The organism is Streptomyces sp. a15 (assembly GCF_059026085.1).
Map to the genome: position 1 here is coordinate 19,492 of NZ_JBWLKM010000064.1, position 20,048 is coordinate 39,539.

At 73.2% G+C, this 20,048-nt stretch carries 18 protein-coding genes; 10 read left to right on the forward strand and 8 right to left on the reverse strand.

The annotated features are described in order from the left end of the window. Window positions 1–11: 11 nt before the first annotated feature. Together AC5P09_RS38860 and AC5P09_RS38865 are read left to right on the forward strand one after the other, a co-directional pair. On the forward strand, window positions 12–3,008 hold the full coding sequence (locus tag AC5P09_RS38860; protein ID WP_493878409.1) for a SpoIIE family protein phosphatase: 2,997 nt from the start codon (window positions 12–14) through the stop codon (window positions 3,006–3,008). 68 nt (window positions 3,009–3,076) lie between these two features. Next, on the forward strand, window positions 3,077–3,802 hold the full coding sequence (locus AC5P09_RS38865; RefSeq protein ID WP_493878410.1) for a class I SAM-dependent methyltransferase: 726 nt from the start codon (window positions 3,077–3,079) through the stop codon (window positions 3,800–3,802). A 306-nt stretch (window positions 3,803–4,108) separates the two neighbouring features. Here the strand turns inward: AC5P09_RS38865 and AC5P09_RS38870 are convergent, their stop codons facing one another. The 3 genes from AC5P09_RS38870 to AC5P09_RS38880 all read right to left on the reverse strand — a co-directional run bounded on the left by AC5P09_RS38870 (window position 4,109) and on the right by AC5P09_RS38880 (window position 6,751). Next, entirely contained in the window at window positions 4,109–5,275 is a 1,167-nt protein-coding gene (locus tag AC5P09_RS38870) for a serine hydrolase domain-containing protein (protein ID WP_493878411.1), read from the reverse strand. 92 nt (window positions 5,276–5,367) lie between these two features. Further along, a complete protein-coding gene (locus AC5P09_RS38875; RefSeq protein ID WP_493878412.1) occupies window positions 5,368–5,772 on the reverse strand; it encodes a nuclear transport factor 2 family protein in 405 nt (134 codons plus the stop codon). Window positions 5,773–5,782: 10 nt separating this feature from the next. Beyond that, entirely contained in the window at window positions 5,783–6,751 is a 969-nt protein-coding gene (locus tag AC5P09_RS38880; RefSeq protein WP_493878413.1) for an acetylxylan esterase, read from the reverse strand. A gap of 103 nt (window positions 6,752–6,854) precedes the next feature. Here AC5P09_RS38880 and AC5P09_RS38885 point away from each other — a divergent pair, with 103 nt between their 5' ends. After that, window positions 6,855–8,285, forward strand: a complete 1,431-nt coding sequence (locus tag AC5P09_RS38885; protein WP_493878414.1) for an 8-oxoguanine deaminase — start codon at window positions 6,855–6,857, stop codon at window positions 8,283–8,285. On the opposite strand, the gene AC5P09_RS38890 is transcribed toward AC5P09_RS38885, so the two are convergent. The 3 genes from AC5P09_RS38890 to AC5P09_RS38900 form a co-directional block, all read right to left on the reverse strand. Then, the gene (locus AC5P09_RS38890) at window positions 8,251–8,835 is read right to left on the reverse strand and encodes an Rv1733c family protein (RefSeq protein WP_493878415.1); all 585 of its coding nucleotides are present in this window, start codon (window positions 8,833–8,835) and stop codon (window positions 8,251–8,253) included. The genes AC5P09_RS38885 and AC5P09_RS38890 overlap by 35 nt on opposite strands. Before the next feature lie 185 nt (window positions 8,836–9,020). Then, a complete protein-coding gene (locus AC5P09_RS38895) occupies window positions 9,021–9,740 on the reverse strand; it encodes a ferredoxin reductase (RefSeq protein ID WP_493878436.1) in 720 nt (239 codons plus the stop codon). 88 nt (window positions 9,741–9,828) lie between these two features. After that, window positions 9,829–10,434 carry a sulfite oxidase-like oxidoreductase gene (locus tag AC5P09_RS38900; RefSeq protein ID WP_493878416.1) on the reverse strand — a complete coding sequence of 202 codons (606 nt, stop codon included), beginning with the start codon at window positions 10,432–10,434 and terminating at the stop codon, window positions 9,829–9,831. 216 nt (window positions 10,435–10,650) lie between these two features. Here AC5P09_RS38900 and AC5P09_RS38905 point away from each other — a divergent pair, with 216 nt between their 5' ends. Both AC5P09_RS38905 and AC5P09_RS38910 read left to right on the forward strand, forming a co-directional pair. Then, complete coding sequence (locus tag AC5P09_RS38905) at window positions 10,651–11,577, forward strand: NADP-dependent oxidoreductase (protein WP_493878417.1); 927 nt, start codon at window positions 10,651–10,653, stop codon at window positions 11,575–11,577. Beyond that, window positions 11,574–12,410, forward strand: a complete 837-nt coding sequence (locus AC5P09_RS38910; protein ID WP_493878418.1) for a GNAT family N-acetyltransferase — start codon at window positions 11,574–11,576, stop codon at window positions 12,408–12,410. Before AC5P09_RS38905 ends, AC5P09_RS38910 begins: the two co-directional genes overlap by 4 nt. Before the next feature lie 21 nt (window positions 12,411–12,431). Here AC5P09_RS38910 and AC5P09_RS38915 read toward each other — a convergent pair whose 3' ends face one another. Continuing rightward, a complete protein-coding gene (locus AC5P09_RS38915) occupies window positions 12,432–12,890 on the reverse strand; it encodes a MarR family winged helix-turn-helix transcriptional regulator (protein WP_266445154.1) in 459 nt (152 codons plus the stop codon). Between the two features lie 227 nt (window positions 12,891–13,117). Between AC5P09_RS38915 and AC5P09_RS38920 the strand changes: the two genes are divergently transcribed. Next, the gene (locus tag AC5P09_RS38920) at window positions 13,118–13,942 is read left to right on the forward strand and encodes a putative protein N(5)-glutamine methyltransferase (protein ID WP_493878419.1); all 825 of its coding nucleotides are present in this window, start codon (window positions 13,118–13,120) and stop codon (window positions 13,940–13,942) included. A 72-nt stretch (window positions 13,943–14,014) separates the two neighbouring features. Here AC5P09_RS38920 and AC5P09_RS38925 read toward each other — a convergent pair whose 3' ends face one another. Beyond that, on the reverse strand, window positions 14,015–16,105 hold the full coding sequence (locus AC5P09_RS38925) for a SpoIIE family protein phosphatase (protein WP_493878420.1): 2,091 nt from the start codon (window positions 16,103–16,105) through the stop codon (window positions 14,015–14,017). 293 nt (window positions 16,106–16,398) lie between these two features. Here AC5P09_RS38925 and AC5P09_RS38930 point away from each other — a divergent pair, with 293 nt between their 5' ends. The 4 genes from AC5P09_RS38930 to AC5P09_RS38945 all read left to right on the forward strand — a co-directional run bounded on the left by AC5P09_RS38930 (window position 16,399) and on the right by AC5P09_RS38945 (window position 19,867). Further along, window positions 16,399–17,271, forward strand: coding sequence for a hypothetical protein (locus AC5P09_RS38930; RefSeq protein ID WP_493878421.1), 873 nt, complete (start codon window positions 16,399–16,401; stop codon window positions 17,269–17,271). A 233-nt stretch (window positions 17,272–17,504) separates the two neighbouring features. Then, a complete protein-coding gene (locus AC5P09_RS38935) occupies window positions 17,505–18,812 on the forward strand; it encodes a cation:proton antiporter (RefSeq protein WP_493878422.1) in 1,308 nt (435 codons plus the stop codon). Between the two features lie 251 nt (window positions 18,813–19,063). Continuing rightward, a complete protein-coding gene (locus tag AC5P09_RS38940) occupies window positions 19,064–19,333 on the forward strand; it encodes a DUF3040 domain-containing protein (RefSeq protein ID WP_493878423.1) in 270 nt (89 codons plus the stop codon). 165 nt (window positions 19,334–19,498) lie between these two features. After that, window positions 19,499–19,867 carry a hypothetical protein gene (locus AC5P09_RS38945; RefSeq protein WP_493878424.1) on the forward strand — a complete coding sequence of 123 codons (369 nt, stop codon included), beginning with the start codon at window positions 19,499–19,501 and terminating at the stop codon, window positions 19,865–19,867. Window positions 19,868–20,048: the final 181 nt, after the last annotated feature.

Below are 20,048 nucleotides of genomic sequence, written 5' to 3' on the forward strand. Positions count from 1 at the left end.
AGTGATCCCCCTTGTCCGTCGCCTGGGACGACATCGGCGGCCTCGTCGATGCCCACGAACGTTTTCTGGCGGGTGCGCTCGTCGACTCCACCGTCCGGGACTCGGTGCTCGACTCCTGGAAGCGGTGCAGGTCGGCGGGGCTTCAGCCGCACCAGCTGCTGGTCCCCTACGCGCCGGACCTGACGCTGGAGGACCGGTTCCTGCGCGCCGCCGACCCCGTCCTGAAGGACCTGAGCGCGTCGCTCACCCAGGTCGGCATCACCATCGCGCTCTGCGACGCCCGGGGCCGTATGGTCGAGCGGCTCGGCGGGGACCGGCAGCTGCGCGACCGCCTCGACGAGGTGAGTTTCGCCCCCGGCTTCGACGCCTCCGAACGGGTCGTCGGCACCAACGGCGTCGGCACCGCGCTCGCCGAGCGCAGCCCCGTCTACGTCGCCGGCCGAGAGCACTTCGCCGACTGCCTCCAGCCCTTCGCCTGCGCCGGCGCGCCCGTGCGCGATCCCTTCAGCGGGCGCATCGAGGCCGTCCTCGACCTGACCTGCCTGCGCGACGACGGCGACCCCGCCATGCTGCGGCTGGTCCGCGAGGCCGCCCACAGCATCGAGGCACGGTTGCTGGAGCAGTCCACCCAGCGCGAACGGGCGCTGCTGGCCGCCTACCGGCGAGCCGGCCCCGACGTCGGCGGGTGGCCGCGCCAGCCCCGACTCGCGGCCCCCGACCAAGGAGACGGCCACGGCTACGGCGGCCTCGGCCGGATCGACGTGGCGGTGCTGCGGGAGAAGGCCGAGGAACTCCTCGCCTCGCCCCACCGCACCCTCGACGAGGTCGTCCTGTCCGGCGGCCGCGTCGCCACCCTGCTGCGCCGCCCGGTCATGGGCGCGGAGGGCGAGACGGGCGTGGTCGTCGAGGCCCGGATCCTCGGCGGGCCCCGACTGCGCCAGGCCGGATCGACCGCGGCGGCACCGTCCGCGACCGGCGCGACCCGGGTCGAACCACGTCTTGTCGAGACGGTGACGGATGTGTCGCCGGAAGCGGCGCCGACGGCGGCTCGGGCCCTCGCGGATGCGCCGGCCGGACAGGCACCGGTGACCGCGCCGACCGGTACGGCCGCGGGGACCGCCACACTCCTGCCCACCACGCCCACCCGGCCCTCCACGTCCGCCAAACCGGTCGCCGTGACCACCGTGACCATCCCGTCCGCGCCGCCCCTGTCTCCAACAGACACCGGCTCTCCCGCAGGCGCCGACGAGGAACCGCCCACCCGCGCCCGCGTCGACGACCGCCTGCTTCTCGTCGGCGAGCCCGGGGTCGGCCGGCTCGCCGTCCTGGCCCGCAGGCGCCTGGAGTTGCTGCACGACGCGGGCGTCCGCATCGGCACCACCCTGGACGTCGCCCGCACGGCCGAGGAACTGACGCAGGTGGCCGTCCCCCGGTTCGCCGACTTCACCGCCGTGGACCTCCCGGACGCGGTGCTGCAGGGCGAGGAGCCGGGCCCGTTCGGAGCCGGCACCCCGCTGCGCCGGATCGCGCTCGGCTCCGTCCACGAGGTGCCCCACCTGTACGGCGTCGGAGACCCGGTCCACTACGTCCCGACCACCCCGCAGGCCCGCAGCCTGGAGCACCGGCAGTCCGTACTCGAACCCGTCCTCGTCGAGGCCGAGGGCTGGCTCGCCCAGGACCCGGCACGGCTCGAACGTGTCCTCGCGGCCGGCATCCACTCCCTGATCACGGTGCCGCTCAGGGCGCGCGGCGCCACCCTCGGCGTCGTCAGCTTCTACCGTTCCGAGAAGCCCGCCCCCTTCGAGGAGGACGACCTGTCCCTGGCACAGGAGCTGGCGGGCCGCGCGGCGATCTGCATCGACAACGCCCGCCGCTACACCCGCGAGCACAACACGGCCCTCGCCCTGCAGCGCAGCCTGCTGCCCCGGGGCCGGCCCGAGCAGAGCGCCGTCGACATCGCCTACCGCTATCTGCCCGCGCAGGCCGGAGTGGGCGGCGACTGGTTCGACGTCATCCCGCTCTCCGGCGCCCGGGTCGCCCTCGTCGTCGGCGACGTCGTCGGCCACGGACTGCACGCCGCCGCCACGATGGGCCGGCTGCGCACCGCCGTCCACAACTTCTGCTCCCTGGACCTGCCGCCCGACGAGCTCCTCACCCACCTCGACGACCTGGTCGGACGCCTCGACCGGGGCGAGGGCTGGGCGGTGGAGAACACCCAGGCCGACTCCGGAATCGTCGGAGCCACCTGTCTGTACGCCGTCTACGATCCGGTGTCCCGGCGCTGCACCCTCACCCGCGCCGGGCACCCCTTCCCCGCGGTCGTCGCCCCCGACGGCACGGTGGAGTTCGTCGACCTGCCCTCGGCACCGCCGCTCGGACTCGGCGGAATGCCCTTCGAGACCGTCGAACTGGAGCTGGCCGAAGGCAGCCAACTCGTGCTCTACACCGACGGTCTCATCGAGGACCGACACCGGGACATCGACTCCGGCCTCGACCTGCTGCGGACCGTCCTCGCCCACCCCGACCGCGCCCCCGAGGACACTTGCGAGGCGGTCCTCGACGCCCTGCTGCCGGAGCGGCCCAGCGACGACGTGGCCCTCCTCGTCGCCCGCACCCACGCCCTGGGGCCCGAGCAGGTCGCCCAGTGGGACCTGCCCAGCGACCCGGCGGTCGTCTCCGGTGCCCGCGCGGCGGTCACCGAGCAGCTGGCCGCCTGGGGCCTGGAGGACCTCGCCTTCTGCACCGAACTCGTCGCCAGCGAACTGGTCACCAACGCCATCCGCCACGCCGCCGGCCCGGTCCAGCTCCGCCTGCTCCGCGACCGCGCGCTCATCTGCGAGGTCTCCGACGGCAGCAGCACATCTCCCCGGCTGCGGCGCGCCCGCACCGAGGACGAGGGCGGCCGCGGCCTCTTCCTCGTCGCCCAGCTCACCGAACGCTGGGGAACCCGCTACACCCCGAACGCCAAGATCATCTGGACCGAGCAGCCCCTGCCACCCGCCTCATGAGGCGTCGAGCGCCACTTGCCGCTACCCGAGCCGCGCCCGAGCCTCCTGGGAGGCCTAAGCTGACCCGGATGTTCAGCCCCGAAGGCCCCAGTCTCCGCGAGCTCGCCGTCCAGGCACTGTCGTCCGTCGAGCGCGGATACGACCTGCTCGCCCCGAAGTTCGACCACACCCCCTTCCGTACGCCCGACGCGGTGCTCGACGCCGTCGCCTCGGCGCTCCGCCGCATGGGCCCCTTCGACGCCGGCCTCGACCTGTGCTGCGGCACCGGCGCGGGCGTCGCCGTACTGGGCCGGGTGTGCCGGCACCGCGTCACCGGCGTCGACTTCAGCGCGGGCATGCTCGATGTCGCACGGGAGCGGACCGAGCCCGCCGGACCGCGCGTCTCCTGGGTGCGTGCGGACGCCCGCGCCCTGCCGTTCGGCCCCGTCTTCGATCTCGTCGTGAGCTTCGGGGCGTTCGGGCACTTCCTCCCGCGCGAGCTGCCGGGACTGTTCGCCCAGGTGCACGGCGTACTGCGACCCGGCGGGAGCTTCGCCTTCCCCGTGCTCGCCCCGCCGCGCCCCGCGTCCCGCGCCTACTGGATGCTGCTGGGCTTCGACGCGGTGATGCGGGTGCGCAACGCCGTGTGGCGGCCGCCGTTCGTCATGTACTACCGGGCCTTCCGGCTCTCGGACGTACGCCGGGAGCTGGAGCGGACCGGCTTCGAGGTGGACCTGCACGCCCTGCCCGAGTTCGGGCACCGGCGGGACGGCAGCCCGCGGGTCCGGATGGTCGTCGCCCGCAGGCTGCCGTAGCCGAGCCGGGCGTCAGCTCCGGACGAAGGCACACCCGCGCAGCACGACGGCGAGGGCCGCGCACGGCTGCCCGCCGGACCGGCCGACATCCCCTTCGCCCGCGGGAGTTCGGCAACGGTCCGCCGCACCGTCGCCGCCCGTGCCCGCCGCCTGGGCCTGCCCGAGCAGCGCACGCGCGACCTGGTGGCCGCGGTGCACGAGGCCGTAGTCAGCGCCATGCGCTACGGCGGCGCGGGCAGGGGCGCGGTGGGGCTGGGCAGCGACCCGGACCACGTCATCCCGGCACTCTCGAGGGAACGGGTGAGGTCACAGCACCCGGTACAGGGCGTCGATCAGCGCCATCTTCCGCGGGTCGTCGGCGATGTGCGGCCCCATCCGGTTCATCACGTACCCCAGCGATACGCCCGCCTCCGGGTCGGCCAGTCCGCACGAGCCGCCGAACCCGTCGTGTCCGAAAGCGCGCGGATTGGGCCCGTACGACCCGTTCGGCCCGCTGAGCCACAGGCCCAGCCCGACCTCCGTCTCGCTCTCGAAACCTGCGCCCAGTACCAGGTCGCGGCAGCTGCCCTGCCCCTCGCGCACCCGCTCGGCGGCCTCGGGGGACAGGACGCGGTGACCGTCGTACGAACCGCGGCCCGCGAAGATGCCGTAGAGCGCGGCGACGGCCCGCGCGGTGCCGTGGCCGTTCGCGGCGGGGATCTCGGCGTCCCGCCATTCGGGCGTGTTGGCCTCGGTCGCGCCCACCAGGGGGTTGGCCAGCGAGGCGAGTGCGGCGGGCGCCAACTGGCTGAAGACCGTCGCCTGTTCACTGCTCGAGGCGGCCGGCGGATGCACCAGCTCGGCGGCCCGCCCGGCCTCCTTCTCCGGCAGCCCGACGGCGAAGTCGATCCCGAGCGGCCCGGTCACCTCCCGCTCCAGGAACGCCCCCGGCAGCAGCCCCGACACACGCCGCACGACCTCACCGACCAGGAAGCCGTACGTCAGCGCGTGATACCCGGACCGGGTTCCCGGCTCCCACCAGGGCTCCGTCGCGGCGAGCCGCTCCACGGTCACCTCCCAGTCGCAGAGCTGGGCGAGCGTGTGCGGCTCACGCAGGCCCGCCAGCCCGGCCCGGTGCGACAGCAGGTGCCGTACCAGGACCTTCTCCTTGCCGGCCGCGGCGAACTCCGGCCAGTACACGGCCACCGGCGCGTCGAAGTCGAGCAGCCCCCGGTCGGCGAGGATGTGAGCGCACAGCGCCACCGGGCCCTTGGTCGTCGACCAGACGTTGACCAGCGTGTCGCGCTCCCACGGGCGGGTGCCCGCCGCGTCGGACCAGCCGCCCCACAGGTCCACCACGGTCTCGCCGTCGACCACGACGGTCACCGCGGCGCCCAGCTCCCCGCGATCCCGGAAGTTCTCCTCGAACGCCGCCCGCACCGCGCCGAAGCGCTCGTCGCAGTGTCCGTGGATCGCCGACTCGTTCTGGGACATGGGCCCTCCGCCGTCCGCCGGAAGCCCTGAACATACCGACTGGCCGGACCGGACGGAAGGCGTCCTACGCGAAGGCGGCGTAGGCGCAGGCCTCAGAGGAAGAAGAGGGCCCCTTCCGGCTCCTGATGGCCCGCGAGCGTGTGCCAGTAGTCGCGGGTCTCGACGGCCAGCCCGGCTCCGTCGAACCGCACGAAGACACAACCGGCCAGCGTGGACGCCTCGCCGCCCTCCTGCGCGAACACCCGGAACTCGGCCACCGCGACCCCGTCCCGGCCGACGACGGGCGGCGAGAACCGGACATCCGTCACCTGCTCCTGGGCGAACGACCGGCGCAGGTACTCTGCCAGCTCGGCCCGGCCGCGGTGCGGCGCGCGGAACGGCATCGAGCGGTGCACGCAGCCCTCGGCGTACAGCTCCAGCAGCGCCTCCACGTCGTGGACGGCCCAGGCCCGCTCCCACACCCGCACGAACCGCTCCGCGGCCTCACCCGTCTCCACGCGCGGCCCCTCAGGCGTACGACCGCAGCCAGCGCACCTTGGCCGCCTCGTGGTAAGGGCCGCCGCCCTCATGGTCGTTGAAGTCGTACACCTCGATCACCTTCTCGTCGTGCGCCCAGCCGTTGAAGGCGGCGAAGACGGTGGAGGGCGGGCAGGTCTGGTCCTCCAGGGCCACCGAGAACAGGGCGGGGGCCCGGCCGCGGGCCGCGAAGTGCACGCCGTCGAAGTACGAGAGGGTGCGCAGGACGTCCTCGGCGCGGCCGCGGTGCGTCTTGAGGTAGAGGCCGATCTCCCGGTACGGGTGACGGTCCGTGAGCGTGGCCGCGCGCGGGTAGTCGCACAGGAACGGCACGTCCGGCGCCACGGCAGCCAGGTCCGGGACCAGCCCGCCCACCGCGATCGTGATGCCGCCGCCCTGGCTGGAGCCGATCGCCACCGTGCGCGCGGAATCGGCCAGGGGATGCGAGCGGGCGGCCTCGACCGCACGCACCGCGTCCGTGAACACCCGGCGGTAGTAGTAGTTCTCCGGAGCGTCAATGCCCCGCGTCATGAAACCGGGGTACGCGGGCGCGCCGCCCACCGGGTCCCCGGTGCCGCCACCGCCGCCCCAGGCGCTGCCCTGACCACGGGTGTCCATCACGAAGTGCGCCCGGCCCGTGGACGCCCACAGCAGATGCTCGTGCGGCAGACCGCGCCCCCCGCCGTACCCGACGAACTCCACGGCCAGCGGGACCGGCGCGGAGACCTCGGCGGGGATCGTGAACCAGCCCTTCACCGGGTGCCCGCCGAAACCGGCGAACGTCACGTCGTACACCTTCACCGTGGTCAGACCCGTGTCGACCAGCTCGAACCGGGCGTTCAGGTCGTGCTCGCGGGCTTCCTCGAGGGTCTTCGTCCAGAAGGCGTCGAAGTCCTCGGGCTCGGCGGACTTGCTGCGGTACTCGCGGAGCTCGTCGATCGGAAGGTCGAACAGGGCCATGTAGGACCGCCTTTGTAAGCAGTGGGTGCGGATGATCACACCGTACGTGGGTGGTCGGACGACTCGCCAGGTCTTTGCCCCGTCACGCGCCTACGATGAGGCCATGACGTCTGCCGCCGAAATGCCGGTCGAGGAAGCGGACCTGCTGGTCAGGGATGCCGGACTGCTCGTCGTGGACGGGGAGCGGGAGATCCCGGGCGGCTGGGTGGCCGTCACGGGTGGTCGGGTCACCGGCCTCGGATCCCCCGGGACCGAACCCGAGGCCCGTACGACCGTGTCCGCGGCCGGCCGGCTCGTCACCCCCGGCCTGATCAACACGCACCACCACATCTACCAGAACCTCACCCGCTCCTACGCGCCCGCCGTGAACGGCTCCCTCTTCGACTGGCTCACCACCCTGTACCCACTGTGGGCGGCCCTCGACGAGGAGGCCGCCTACGTCTCGGCGTACGTCGGCATGGCCGAGCTGCTGATGGGCGGCTGCACCACGTCCTCGGACCACCTCTACGTCCACCCCCGCCCCCGCCTCGTCGACGCCGAGATCCGTGCCGCCCGCGACATCGGCTTCCGCTTCCACGCCACCCGCGGCTCGATGACCCGCTCCGTCGAGGACCGGGGACTGCCGCCCAGGAGCGTCACGCAGACCGACGAGGAGGTCCTCGCCGACAGCGAGCGCCTCATCAAGGCGCACCACAACCCCGAACCCGGTGCGCTGGTCCGGGTCGCGCTCGCGCCCTGCTCGCCGTTCTCGGTGACCCAGGAGCTGATGACGGCGACCGCCGAACTCGCCGAGCGCCACGACGTACGCCTGCACACGCACCTCGCCGAGGACCACGACGAGGACACCTACTGTCTGGAGACGTACGGCTGCCGGCCCGTGGAGTACTTCGAGGAGACCGGGTGGATGAGCGACCGCACCTGGGTCGCCCACTGCATCTACCCGAACGACGACGAGCTGCGCCGCCTCGCCGCCGCGGGCGTCGGCGTGGCGCACTGCCCCAGCTCCAACATGCTCATCGGCGGCGGCACGGCCCGGGTCAGGGAGATGCGTGAACTGGGCCTGCCCGTCGGCATCGGCTGCGACGGCTCCGCCTCCACCGACCACGCCTCGCTCTGGATGGAGACCCGCGGGGCTCTCCTCCTCGGGCGCTACCGCGGCGGACCCGGCGCGATGACCGCACGGGACGCCCTCGACATCGCCACCCGCGGCTCGGCCCGTTGTCTCGGCCGCGCGGACGAACTGGGCCACCTGCGGCCCGGCGCCTGCGCCGACCTGGTCGTCTGGGACCTGCACGAGGTGGCACTGGCCGGTGCGTTGAGCGACCCGGTGGAGGCGTGGCTGCGCTGCGGTCCCGCCCGGGCGTGGACGACGGTGGTCGCCGGAAAGGTGCTGGTCGACCGCGGTGAACCCGTCCTGCCGGGACTGACCGACGCGCTGCGGACGCACGGGGGAATCGCGCGGCGGATGCAACAGAAACAGCCGTCGGGCTGCGGGCCGGTCACGCCCGGCGGCGCGTCCACTGCGGCTCGGTGAGGGCCCACTCGCGTTCCCACTCGGCCATCCGGCGGCGGTTGGCCGCACCCCGTACGACGGAGTGGCCGAGGAGCACCACCGCGACCGCACCGCCCACCGCGCACGCGCCGATGGTCAGCGTGTGCTGCCACACCGCGGTCCCGTCCGGCGGCGGGGACACACTGCGACCCCGGGCGTCGAACCACACGTCCACCACGTCACCCTGGTGTGTGCCCCCAGGGACCCGCGCCGAGGCCGTCCGCGCACCGGTGTTCGGCTCCGTCCAGCGCACGGTCGCCCGGTACGCGTGCTGGCGGCCGCCCTGCACCGCGGGCACCGAGCCGGCGGTCCTGCCGACGACCTCGGCACGGACCCGATGACGATCGGCACGCTGCTTCTCGGCGACCGCGCGGGCCTCGGAGTGGGCCCACGAGGCGGCGAACGCCCCGACGAGAGGAGCGCCCACCCACAGCAGCACCGTGACGGCCAGGACCGTCCACGCCTCGACGACGTCCGACCGACGCCGCAGCGGGCTGCGCCGCCAGCGCCAGCCGCGCACCCGGGTTCGCATGTCGACCTCCGCACCGCGCACGACTGCGAGTGCCCCCAACGATCTAGTACCCGTTCCACCGGCATCCTTCACCGACGGCCCCGTCCGGGGCCTCCGGACAAGTGCCCAGCAAGGGGGTGCCGAAACGCCGGGGCGGCGCGGGCCGGCCGGAACGCTACGGCCGCGTGGCCGGAACGGTCGCGCCGTCAGCCGAAGCGTTCGATCCGGATACGGTCCACCGGCTGACCGGCCTCCACCAGCAGTCGCGAGGCATGCTCGGCGAAGGCGTTGGAGCCGCACACATAGGCCTCCCACCCACCAGGCGGCTGCTCGGCCAGGAGCGGCGCCACATGTGCGGCCGTCATACGTCCCACCGGCACACCCTCCGGCGCGCTCCGTGTGAAGACGGGCATCGTCTCCGCGCCCAACTCCCGGGCGTAGATCAGCTCCTCGGGACTGCGCGCGGACACCAGCATCCGCAACGGCACGGACAGGTTCCGTGCCCGGTGGTGCCGCACCATCGACATCAGCGGTACGACCCCGGAGCCGGCGCCGATCAGCAGCGCGGGCCGGTCGCCGGGCCAGGCGAAGAAGCCGCTCAGCGGACCGCGTACCTCGACCTCGTCGCCGGGCCCCGCCACCGTGTGGAACCAGCCCGAGACCTCACCGCCCTCGACATGATCCAGAGTCAGCTCGATGTGCCCCGAGTCGTCGGGCGCGGACGCGATCGAGTAGTGGCGCTGCGCCGCGTAGCCGTCCTCGGCGGTCAGCCGCAGCATCAGGTGCTGGCCGGGCAGGTGCCCCGCCCAGGCGGGCACCGCGAACCGGTACGTGGCGGCGTGCGGGGTCTCGCGGCGGATCTCGGTGAGCGTGGCGGTCTGCCACACCGCGGCGGCCTGCTTGCTCACGGCGATCCGCCCGGGCACGGCGAACCGCGTCGCGGGAGTGAAGCCGGGAGGAGCGAAAGCGGGAGGAGTGAAGCCGGGGGAAGCAAAGCCGGGGGAGGCGGACGTCTCAGTCACCGGAGTACCGCTGCTCCTCCCAGGGATTGCCACGCTCGTGGTAGCCGTTCTGCTCCCAGAAACCCGGCTCGTCGTGGTCGAGGATCCGCAGGCCCGCGATCCACTTGGCGCTCTTCCAGAAGTACAGGTGCGGCACCAGCAGCCGCGCCGGCCCGCCGTGCTCGGCGGAGAGCGGCTTCCCGTCGTACTCCCAGGCGATCCAGGCGCGCCCGCCGGTCAGGTCGGCGAGCGGGAGGTTCGTGGTGTAACCGGTGTGCGAGTAGGCGACGGCATGGGTGGCGGACCCATGTGGCCGCACCACATCCAGGAACGCGTCCAGCGACACGCCCCCGAACCGCACCCCGAACTTCGACCAGCTCGTCACGCAGTGGATGTCGCCCTCGTAGGCCGACGCGGGCAGCTCGTGCGCCTCGGTCCAGTCCCAGGTGCGGGGCGCCTCGACCAGCCCGTCGACACGGAACGTCCAGTCGGCGGGCGCCAGGTCGGGTGTGACCTCCGCGGACAGGACGGGCCAGTCGTCGCCCGCGTCGTACTGGCCGGGCGGCAGCCCCGGATTGTGGACACGGGCGCGTCCGGTGAAGCCTCGGGTGACGTTCATATGGGTCCAACGTGACAGCGACGGCAATGGCTAACGCGTTCAACCGTACGCGCACGTCACACCTGCCCCGCCTCCGGGGCGGCCCACGATCATTAAGGCCGCATGAACTCTCCGCCGCTCCGGGAATAGCGGACCGCCGATCCTCCTTGCCGACTGATGCCGCAACCGGTGGCCCATACAACCGTCTGACCGGCGGCAGCAAGGAGAGTGGGAGCAGTGCCCAAGGCGTACGTCTTCACGCGGTACGGCGGTCCGGAGACCGAGGCCCTCGTCGAGGTGGACCGGCCGGTGCCCGGCCCCGGCCAGGTCCTGGTCGCGGTGCGGGCCGCCGGGGTCAACCCCGTCGACTGGAAGCTGCGCACCGGGTTCCGCAGGCCGGGCGAGAGCGGCGACCGCGTGTTCCCCGCCGTCCTCGGCAGCGAGGCCTCCGGGGTCGTCGAGGAGCTCGGCGACGGCGTCGAGGGCTTCGCCGTCGGGGACGAGGTCTTCGGCAACACAGCGGCCGGCGGCTACGCCGAGTACGCCCTGCTGCCCGCCGCGGTGACCGCGCACAAGCCCGCCGAGCTGTCCTTCACCGCCGCCGCGACCCTGCCCGTCGCCGCCGCGACCGCGTACGACGGAATCCGCCAGCTCGACCTGCCCTCCGGCGCGACCGTGCTGGTCACCGGCGCGGGCGGCGGCGTGGGCGAGGCGGCCGTACAGATCGCCCGGGCCTTCGGGCTGCGCGTCGTCGGTGTCGCCGGCGAGAGCAAGAAGGACTTCGTCGAGTCGCTCGGCGCCGTGCACGTCCCCTCCGGGCAGGGCTGGGCCGAGCGGGCGCGGGCCGCCGCACCGGACGGGGCCGACGGCGTCTACGACCTCGTGGGCGGTGAGGTGCTGTCCGAGGCTGCCCGACTCCTCACCGACCGCACGAAATTGATCACCGCCGGTGCCCCGCCCGAGGACGCCGCGCGGCTGGGCGGCGCCCGGGTGGCCCGGGCCCGCAACGCGGCCGTCCTGGAGGCGGTGGCCCACCTCGTACTGAACGGCGACCTCACCCCGCACATCACCGGTACGTTCCCCCTCGACCGAGCCGGCGAGGCCCTCCGCACGGTCGAGGACGGACACGCCCGCGGCAAGGTCGTGATCGAGGTCGCCCGATGAGCGCAGCAGAAGCCCCGCAGACCACCGGCGGAGAGCAGGCCGTCGACCGACCGCGGGCCGCCGACGGACCGAAGACCACCAGCGAATCGCAGGCCACCGGTCAGGCGCGGCACGCCGACGAGCCCCAGGTCCTGGACAACCCCGCCCGCGCCGCCCTCACCGGCCCGCACGCTCACTTCGCCGAGCGGCATGGTCGGATCCTGCGCTATCCCGTGGACGTCACGCCGTGGCTGGCTCTGCCCGACGAGCCCGATGCCGACGACTGGGCCGACCTCGCGGCCTTCGCGGGGCCCGGTGCCGAGGTGCCGCTGCTCGGGTTCCGGGGGCCGGTCCCCGGGGACTGGGAGGTCACGTTCCGAATGGAGGGCGTTCAGTTCGTGGACGACGGCCTGAGCACCGCCCCGGAACCCGAGGCGATCCGGCTCGGCCCCGACGACGTGCCCGAGGTGCTCGACCTGGTCGCCCGGACCCGGCCCGGCCCCTTCCTGCCCCGCACCATCGAGCTCGGCACCTACCTCGGCATACGGCGGGAGGGTGCCCTGGTCGCCATGGCGGGGGAGCGGCTGCATCCGCCGGGCTGGACCGAGATCAGCGCCGTCTGCACCGACCCGGCCTTCCGCGGCGAGGGACTGGCGACCCGGCTGATCCTCGCCGTCGCCCACGGCATCCGGGAACGCGGCGAGACCCCGTTCCTGCACACCGGCGCCGGCAACACCAACGCCATCCGGCTCTATGAGTCCCTGGGCTTCCGCCTGCGTCGCACCACCGCCTTCATGGCGGCACGAGCACCGGAACGCCTGCCGGAGGGGCGTACGGCCGTACCGGTGGCGTAGTCGGTCAGGTGGCGTAGTCGGTCAGTCGCCCTTTGAGCCGGCCGCCGACCCGGCGTTGTACCGCACGAGATACCGGGCGAACCGCTCCAGGTCCTCCGCCGGCCAGCCCGCGAGCCGCTCCCGGAAGACCGCCCGGCGGCTCACCGTGACCTGGGCAAGGATGCGCCGGCCGGCGTCGGTCAGGTCCAGGACCTGGACGCGGTGGTCCTCCGGGTCCTGGCGCCGCTCGACGAGTCCGGCGCGCTCCAGGGCGGCCACCTGGCGGCTGACCGTGGACTTGTCGAGGGCGTAGTGGGCGGCCAGGTCGGTGGCGCGACAGCCGCCGCTCTCCTCCAGATGCCCGAGCAGGGTGTACGACACCAGCGACAGCTCGGGGTGCATACGCCCGGCCGAGGCCCGGGCCCGACGCGCGAACGACGTCAGTTCGCGGTGGATGGTCTCCACGGCTGCGTCGTCGCCGGTCGGTGCGGATGCGTTCACGGGGCCTCCTCGCGTCACTGGTTGCATAATACAACTCGCGACGGAAGGAGGCTTCGGCGGCTGATCGTTGGGGTAGTGTTGCCGCGCTGTGTCCGTCGTGAACGACCGAGGAGGTGAGACCCATTACCGCTGTGTCAGGTCGGGTGCTCTCTCCTCGAACAGACGCGGACCACCGCTAGTAGGCGGCCGCGAGAGCGCCCTTCGGCTCCCGAAAGGCCCTCGGCTTCATGCCTCCACTTTCTTCGTCCTCGCCTTCCTCGCCTTCTTCACCGCAGTCCTCGCCCGCGTCCCGTGACTCCGTCGTGGCCGCGCTGCGCGCCGCAGGCTGCGTGTTCGCCGAGGACGAGGCACGGTTGATCCTCGCCGCCGCCCGCACCCCGGACGAACTGGCCGCCATGGTCGACGGCCGCGTCCTGGGCCGGCCTCTCGAACTCGTCCTGGGCTGGGCGGAGTTCCGGGGACTGCGCATCACCGTGGAACCCGGCGTCTTCGTACCCCGCCGCCGTACCGAGTTCCTCGTCGAGCAGGCGCTCGCCCAAGTCCCCGACGCGTCCGTCGTGGTGGACCTGTGCTGCGGCTCGGGTGCCGTCGGCGCCGCCCTCGCCGCCGCGCTCGGCCCCGTCGAACTGCACGCCGCCGACATCGAACCGGCCGCGGTGCGCTGCGCCCGCCGCAATGTCGCCGGCGTCGGCGGTCAGGTCCACACGGGCGACCTGTTCGACGCCCTTCCCGGCGAACTGCGCGGCCGCGTCGACATCTTGGCGGCCAACGTGCCGTACGTCCCCACCGGCGAGGTCGCCCTCCTGCCCGCCGAAGCACGCGACCACGAGCCGCTGGTCGCCCTGGACGGCGGCACGGACGGGCTGGACGTCCTGCGCCGGGTCGCGGCCGAGGCACCCCGGTGGCTCGCCCCCGGTGGCTGTCTCCTGGTCGAGACGAGTGAACGCCAGGCGCCGGCGGCCGTCGAGGCGTTCACCCGCAGCGGGCTGACGCCGCGCCTCGCCGTGTCGGAGGACTGGTACGCCAACGTGGTCGTCGGGACCTGGCTGTAGCGACCGGGGCGCGACGCCGCGGCAGCGACACGAGTCGGACCCCGAGCCCAGCCGTGCTTGACGCCCCTCAGGTCAAGGCGCCGTCTGCACCCGCGCGATGAGCAACGCCACGTCGTCGGAGTTGTCGGGCTGGTGCAGCGTGCGCAACAGGAGGTCGCAGACCTCCTCCAGCGGGCGGTCGGGGCCCTCCAGCAGCGCCAACAGCGCGTTCAGGCGCTCGTCGAGCGGGTGCTGCCGGGTCTCGACGAGGCCGTCGGTGTAGAGCACCAGCCGGTCGCCGGGTTCGAGGTCGACGGTGGTGGTGGAGAAGGCGACACCGCCCACTCCCAGCGGGGCCCCGGTGGGCAGGTCGAGCAGCTCCGGCGGACGTCCCGGACGCAGCCGGGCGGGCGGCAGATGCCCGGCGTTGGCGATCCGGCACTGCCGCAGCTCCGGGTCGTGGACGACGTACACACAGGTCGCGATCGAGTGGTCCAGGCCGTCGGTGATCCGGTCGAGGTGCTCCAGGAGCCGGGCCGGATCGAGGTCGAGGGAGGCCAGGGTGTTGGTCGCGGTGCGCAGCCGGCCCATGGTCGCCGCCGCGTTGAGGCCGCTGCCCATCACGTCGCCCACCACGAGCGCGGTCTTGCCGCCCTCCAGCGGGATCACGTCGAACCAGTCGCCGCCGACCTCGGTGGTGGCTCCCGCCGGCTGGTAGCGCGAGGCGACCTCCAGGCCGCCGGTGACGGGCGGATGGCTGGGCAGCAGGCTGCGCTGGAGGGTGAGGGCGGTGTCGCGGGCGTTCTGGTACCAGCGCGCGTTGTCGATCTGCACGGCCGCGCGGGACGCCAGCTCGCGGGCGAGCAGCACGTCGTCGTCGGTGAACGGCAGCGGGTTGCGGGTGCGCTTGAGATCGAGGGCGCCGAGCACCTCGCCGCGCGCGATCAGCGGCACCGCCAGATAGGAGTGCACCCCGGCACGGGTCAGCAGTTCGACCGCCTCGGGGGAGCGGGCGATGCGGGTCAGGTCGGCGGCCTCGACCTGCGCGACCAGGATCGGCTGTCCGGTGCGTACGCACTCGGTGACCAGGCGGTCGGGAGCGTACCGGGCCACCTCTCCGGGCGGGTCGGCCGCGAGGAGGGCGTCCGGGGCCCGGTCCGCCTCGACGGCCAGGGCCCGGATGACGGCGGGTTCGGCGGGGCCGAGGGTGCAGGGCCGGCCCTGCACCACCGCTTCCAGCAGATCCACGGCCGCGATGTCGGCGAGGTCGGGCACCGCGACCTCGGCCAGTTCCCGGGCGGTGCGGTCCAGGTCCAGGGTGGTGCCGATCCGGGCGGAGGCGTCGGCGACGAGCGCCAGGCGGCGACGCGCGGCCTCGGCCTCGACGGCCGACCGGTGCTGCTCGGTGACGTCCGCGACCGAGCAGGCCACGCCCAGGACGTTGCCGAGCGCGTCCTCCAGCCGGTAGAGCGAGACCGACCAGGCGTGCTCCTCCTCCGGATCGGCCGGCGTCCGGCCCACACTCTGCTGGTCGACCAGCGGCTGTCCGGTCTCCAGCACCCGACGGGCCGCGGACTCCAGGGCCTCGGCGTCGATGTCCGGCAGGAGGTCGCCGATCCTGCGGCCGACGTGTTCCTCGGCCGGGAGGCCGTTGAGCCGCTCCAGTGCCGGATTGACCGAGACGTACCGCAGATCGGTGTCCAGGACGGCCAGCCCGTTCGGGGACTGCGCGACCATCCGCGTCGACAGCGCCACGTCCCGCTCCAGCCGCCGTACGGTCGACTGGTCGGCGGCGAGCCCCAGGGCGTAGACGTCGCCCTGGTCGTCAAGCAGCCGCATGTTGCGGAACTCCACCAGCTTGGTGCTGCCGTCCTTGTGACGGACCGGGAACGCTCCGGCCCAGCCCTGACCGGTCTCCATGACGTCGGCGAACAGCTTGACCACCAGGTCGACGTGCTGCTCGTGGATCATCAGTTGGGCCGCGTACTGCCCGAGTGCGTCCCGCGCCGGGTAGCCGAACAGTTCCTCGGCCTGCGGGCTCCACAGCACGATGCGCCCGTCGGTGTCCAGGACGATCGAGGCCACTCCGAGCACGTCGAGCAGCCCGCTCGGCTGGACCGGCCCGCGCACCGGCCCGTCGACGGGCCCGCCGGGCAGCTCTTGCTGCTCGGCGCCCTCGGTCACCGGACTCTCCCGGCTGCTCTCATTGCACGCACCGCCTTCGGCCGTCCTCGCGGCACGTCGTTCCCCCGTGCCGACTCCCCAGTTCTACCGCGTCCAGCCGTCTCTGCGACGTCACCCGGCGGCTTCTTCCACCATCCCTCAAGACGGCGGCGGCCGTCCGGTGAAGCCGGATCGCTGCTCCGTGACCGAGCCGACACCCAGCGTTTCCGCTTTGGTCTGTACATGACCACCCAGTCGGGCCAGACTGTCCGCCGATCACGCCCACGATCACGTCCACCCCCCGAGGAGCCCCCATGCCCCTGCGTGCCCGGCAACGTTGTCACACGGTCCTCACCGCCGTCGTCGTCCTCGCCGCCACCCTGCTGGCCACCGCGTCGCCCGCCTCCGCCGCCGACACCTGGACCGAGGTGGGCTCCGACCGGGCCGACCCGCTGACCGAGAGCCAGGGCCTCACCTCGGTCGAGGTCCCGGCCGGGGCAGTCAACCGGTACACGGGAATCGGCACCATCCCCGTCGACCTGAGCGGCCGCGGCTGGAACCACGTGGGTGACCCCGACGCCTCCTACGACGGCCACTACATCGAGCCCTACCAGCGGGACTCCGGCACCACGAAGATGTTCCGCGTGCAGTCGCCGGGCGGGACCTGGGCGGAGTACGTCCACACGCTGAGCTCCGGGGAGGCGCTGAACAACTCCTGGGTCGCCGTCTCGCCCGGCGGCCAGTGGATGCTGGCCGGGGAGTACGGCACCATGAGCCGGCTGCTGGTCTTCCCCACCCCCGGCGTCAATCCGGGCACCTCGCCCTCGGCGAACCTCCCGCAGGCGTCCACCGTCCGCCTCGATCATGCCGTACGTGACGTACAGGGCTGCGACTTCCTCAGCGCCACCCGGCTGCTGTGCTCCTCCGACGACCCGGCGGGCACGCTGTTCGGCATCACCAAGCCGCTGCTCCAGATCGACCTCTCCGCCGAACCGAACGGCACGTCCGACGTCACCGGCCACGTCACGGCACTGCGCCAGCTGCCCCTGCGCAGCTCCTGCTCGGGCACCTTCGAGGCGGAGGGCATCGACTACGACCGCCGTACGGGCACCCTGCGCGTGATCGTCGTATCGCCCGGATTCTGCGTTGTGACCGACAGCAAGACGTACCGCTTCACGCGGAGTTGAGGCCCGTCGGGGCGCTGGAGTGGCCCTCGGCGGCCCGTCCGGAAATGAGTGTCGGCACCGATGGTGGCGCCCGTCGCGGAGATGCGACGGTGGCGGGGAAGGCCGAGATCTCGCGTCCCCGGGACGCCCGACGATCGACGGCACCCGGCACGACCCCGGACGAAGGAGGACCCGTATCCACCCCCGTGAAGTGAAGCCCGTCCGCCGCTCGGCGTGGTCCGAGGAGGTGACCCGTGGGACACGCTGACACTCTGCTCGCCATGGGCGGTGCCTTCCTGGCCGCCGCGTTCCTCGCCCGCCTCGGCGGCAGGATCGGACTGCCCACGATCCCGCTGTTCATGCTCGCCGGCATCCTGCTCGGCCCGCACACGCCGGGCCTGGTCCTGGTCGAGGACGCCCACGACTTCGAGATGCTCTCCGCGCTCGGGCTGGTGCTGCTGCTGTTCTACCTGGGCCTCGAGTTCCATCTCGACGACCTCAGGAACGGCGGCAAACGCCTGCTGACCGCGGGCGGAACCTATCTGCTGCTGAACGTCGGCGCGGGCCTCGGCTTCGGGTTCGCGCTGGACTGGGGGACGCGGGAGGCGCTGGTGCTCGCCGGTGTCCTGGGCATCTCCTCGTCCGCCATCGTCACCAAGATCCTCATCGACCTGGGCCGTATCGGGCGCCCGGAGACCCGCCTGATCCTGGGCGTGATCGTGGTGGAGGACATCTTCCTCGCGCTGTACCTCGCGGCCCTGCAACCGGTCCTCAGCGGTGCCCAGGGCATGGGAGAAGTGCTCCTGCAGGCGGGCAAGGCGTTCGCCTTCCTGCTGGTGCTGGCCGCCGCGGCCCGGTACGGTACCCGGTGGGTCGGCCGGCTCATCCAGGTCCGCGACGACGAACTGCTGGTCATCAGCTTCCTCGGTGCCGCGGTCCTCGTCGCCGGTGTCTCCGAGGCGCTCGGGGTCGCCGACGCCATCGGCGCCTTCATGGTGGGTCTGATCCTGGCCGGCACGCCGTCCGGGCCGCGCATCCGGGAGCTGGTGCATCCGCTGCGCGACGCCTTCGCGGCGATCTTCTTCTTCGCCTTCGGGCTCGCCATCGACCCGGGAGTCGTCGCGTCCGTCGCCGGACCGGTCGCCGCGGCGGCGGCGCTGACCCTGGTGATGAACGTGGTCGCGGGCCTGCTCGTCGCCCGCCTGTACGGCTACGGCGCCGAGCCCGCCGCGGACATCGCCACGACGCTCGTGGCCCGCGGCGAGTTCGCGTTGATCCTCGCCGCCATGGCCACCAGCGCGGGGCTCGACGCACGCCTGGCCCCGTTCATCGCGGGCTACGTCCTCGTGCTGGCCGTTCTCGGTCCCGTCGCCGCCGGACGCTCCCACCTGCTCGCCCGCGCCCTGCGCTCCACGCACGCCCGGCTGTCCCGGGGCACGGCCGCCCGGCCCGGCGACACGGCGCAGGGACCGGCCGACGCCGCCGACTCGTACCGGACGGACGACGACGTCATGTCGGCGTCGGCCTCCGGCACCCGGCCGGCGGAGGCGGCTGACCGGTAGCACCCCTGGTGCCCGCTGTCGTGGCGGGGGCCGCGGAGACGGGACGGTGGTCGGGAGCCCGGCTGAGAGGACCGCAGTGGGTGGGCCGGAGGCCGCCGCAAGGACGGGACGGCGCGGGGAGTGAGCCGAGCGATGCCCGCCGGGGCGGTGGGGCGCCTCCACGACGGTCTCCGGCAGCGTCACCGCCGCCGCCCCGGGGGTCCGACGCCCGGCCCGCTGCGACCGGCCTGCCGGCGCGACACGGAGGAACCATGCCCCAGTCCGACGACGAACGTCTGGTCGATCTCGAAGCGCGGCTCGAGCGCGACGATCCCCGGTTCGCCCGGGCGCTGGGCGCCGGCCGGCCCGCTCGCCCTCGCGAGTACCGGCGCACCGGCGCCTGGTGGACGCTGGCCGTCGCCGTGACCGCGCTGACGACCGGCGTGGCCCTGACCGTCGGCCTCCTCATCGCCACGGGCCTGGTCCTCGCCGGCATCGCCGCCGAGTTGTTCGACCCCCATCGCGGCCGACCGCGGCCCTGACACCGCTCGGCGTACTCGATCCGCCACCGGCGCGACCCGGTCGCGGAACAGAACGGGCACCTCGGCCGGTAGTGCTCCACGGCATGTGGTGGTTTTCTTGGGATACGGGGCGGTTTCACGGAGCGGCCGTGGTACCGCGCCGCGGCCACGAGAGGAGCGATCACGATGGACGGTGAGCGACCGCACCCGGAATCCGTCTCGGTGGAGATCAGCGGATGCGACAAGGACGACGCCCGGATCGTGTTCGACACCCTGTGTGCCTGCTTCTCGTCCGACCGGTGCGCCGACGACGTACCCCAGGAGCTCTCGGAGACCCGTCCGACTGTATGGCTCGGCACCTTCGACGTCGCCGACCCGCACGAGGGCGCCCGCCCCGCCCGGCTCTCGTCCTCCGTCATCGCCGACGCGCAGGGCGGGTACTGGGCGATCGACCGCTTCCGCTCCACTCTGGACTCGCTGTTCTCCGTGCACGACCTGTCCTCGGCCTCCGGAGACCAGGAGAAGGAACTGCACGTACGGCTGGAGAGCCGGTGAGCGCTACCCGTCCGCGCCGAGGAGGCTGAGCACCGCACGCCGGCAGACGGCGTGGACGCCGGGCAGGTCCGCGAGGCGGGCCCGTTCGTCCAGGCCGTGCAGTCCCTCGTACCGCACGCCGAAACCCGCGGTGGCCGGGATACCCTCGCCCGCCGGCAGGTTGCCGATGTTGGAGGCCCTG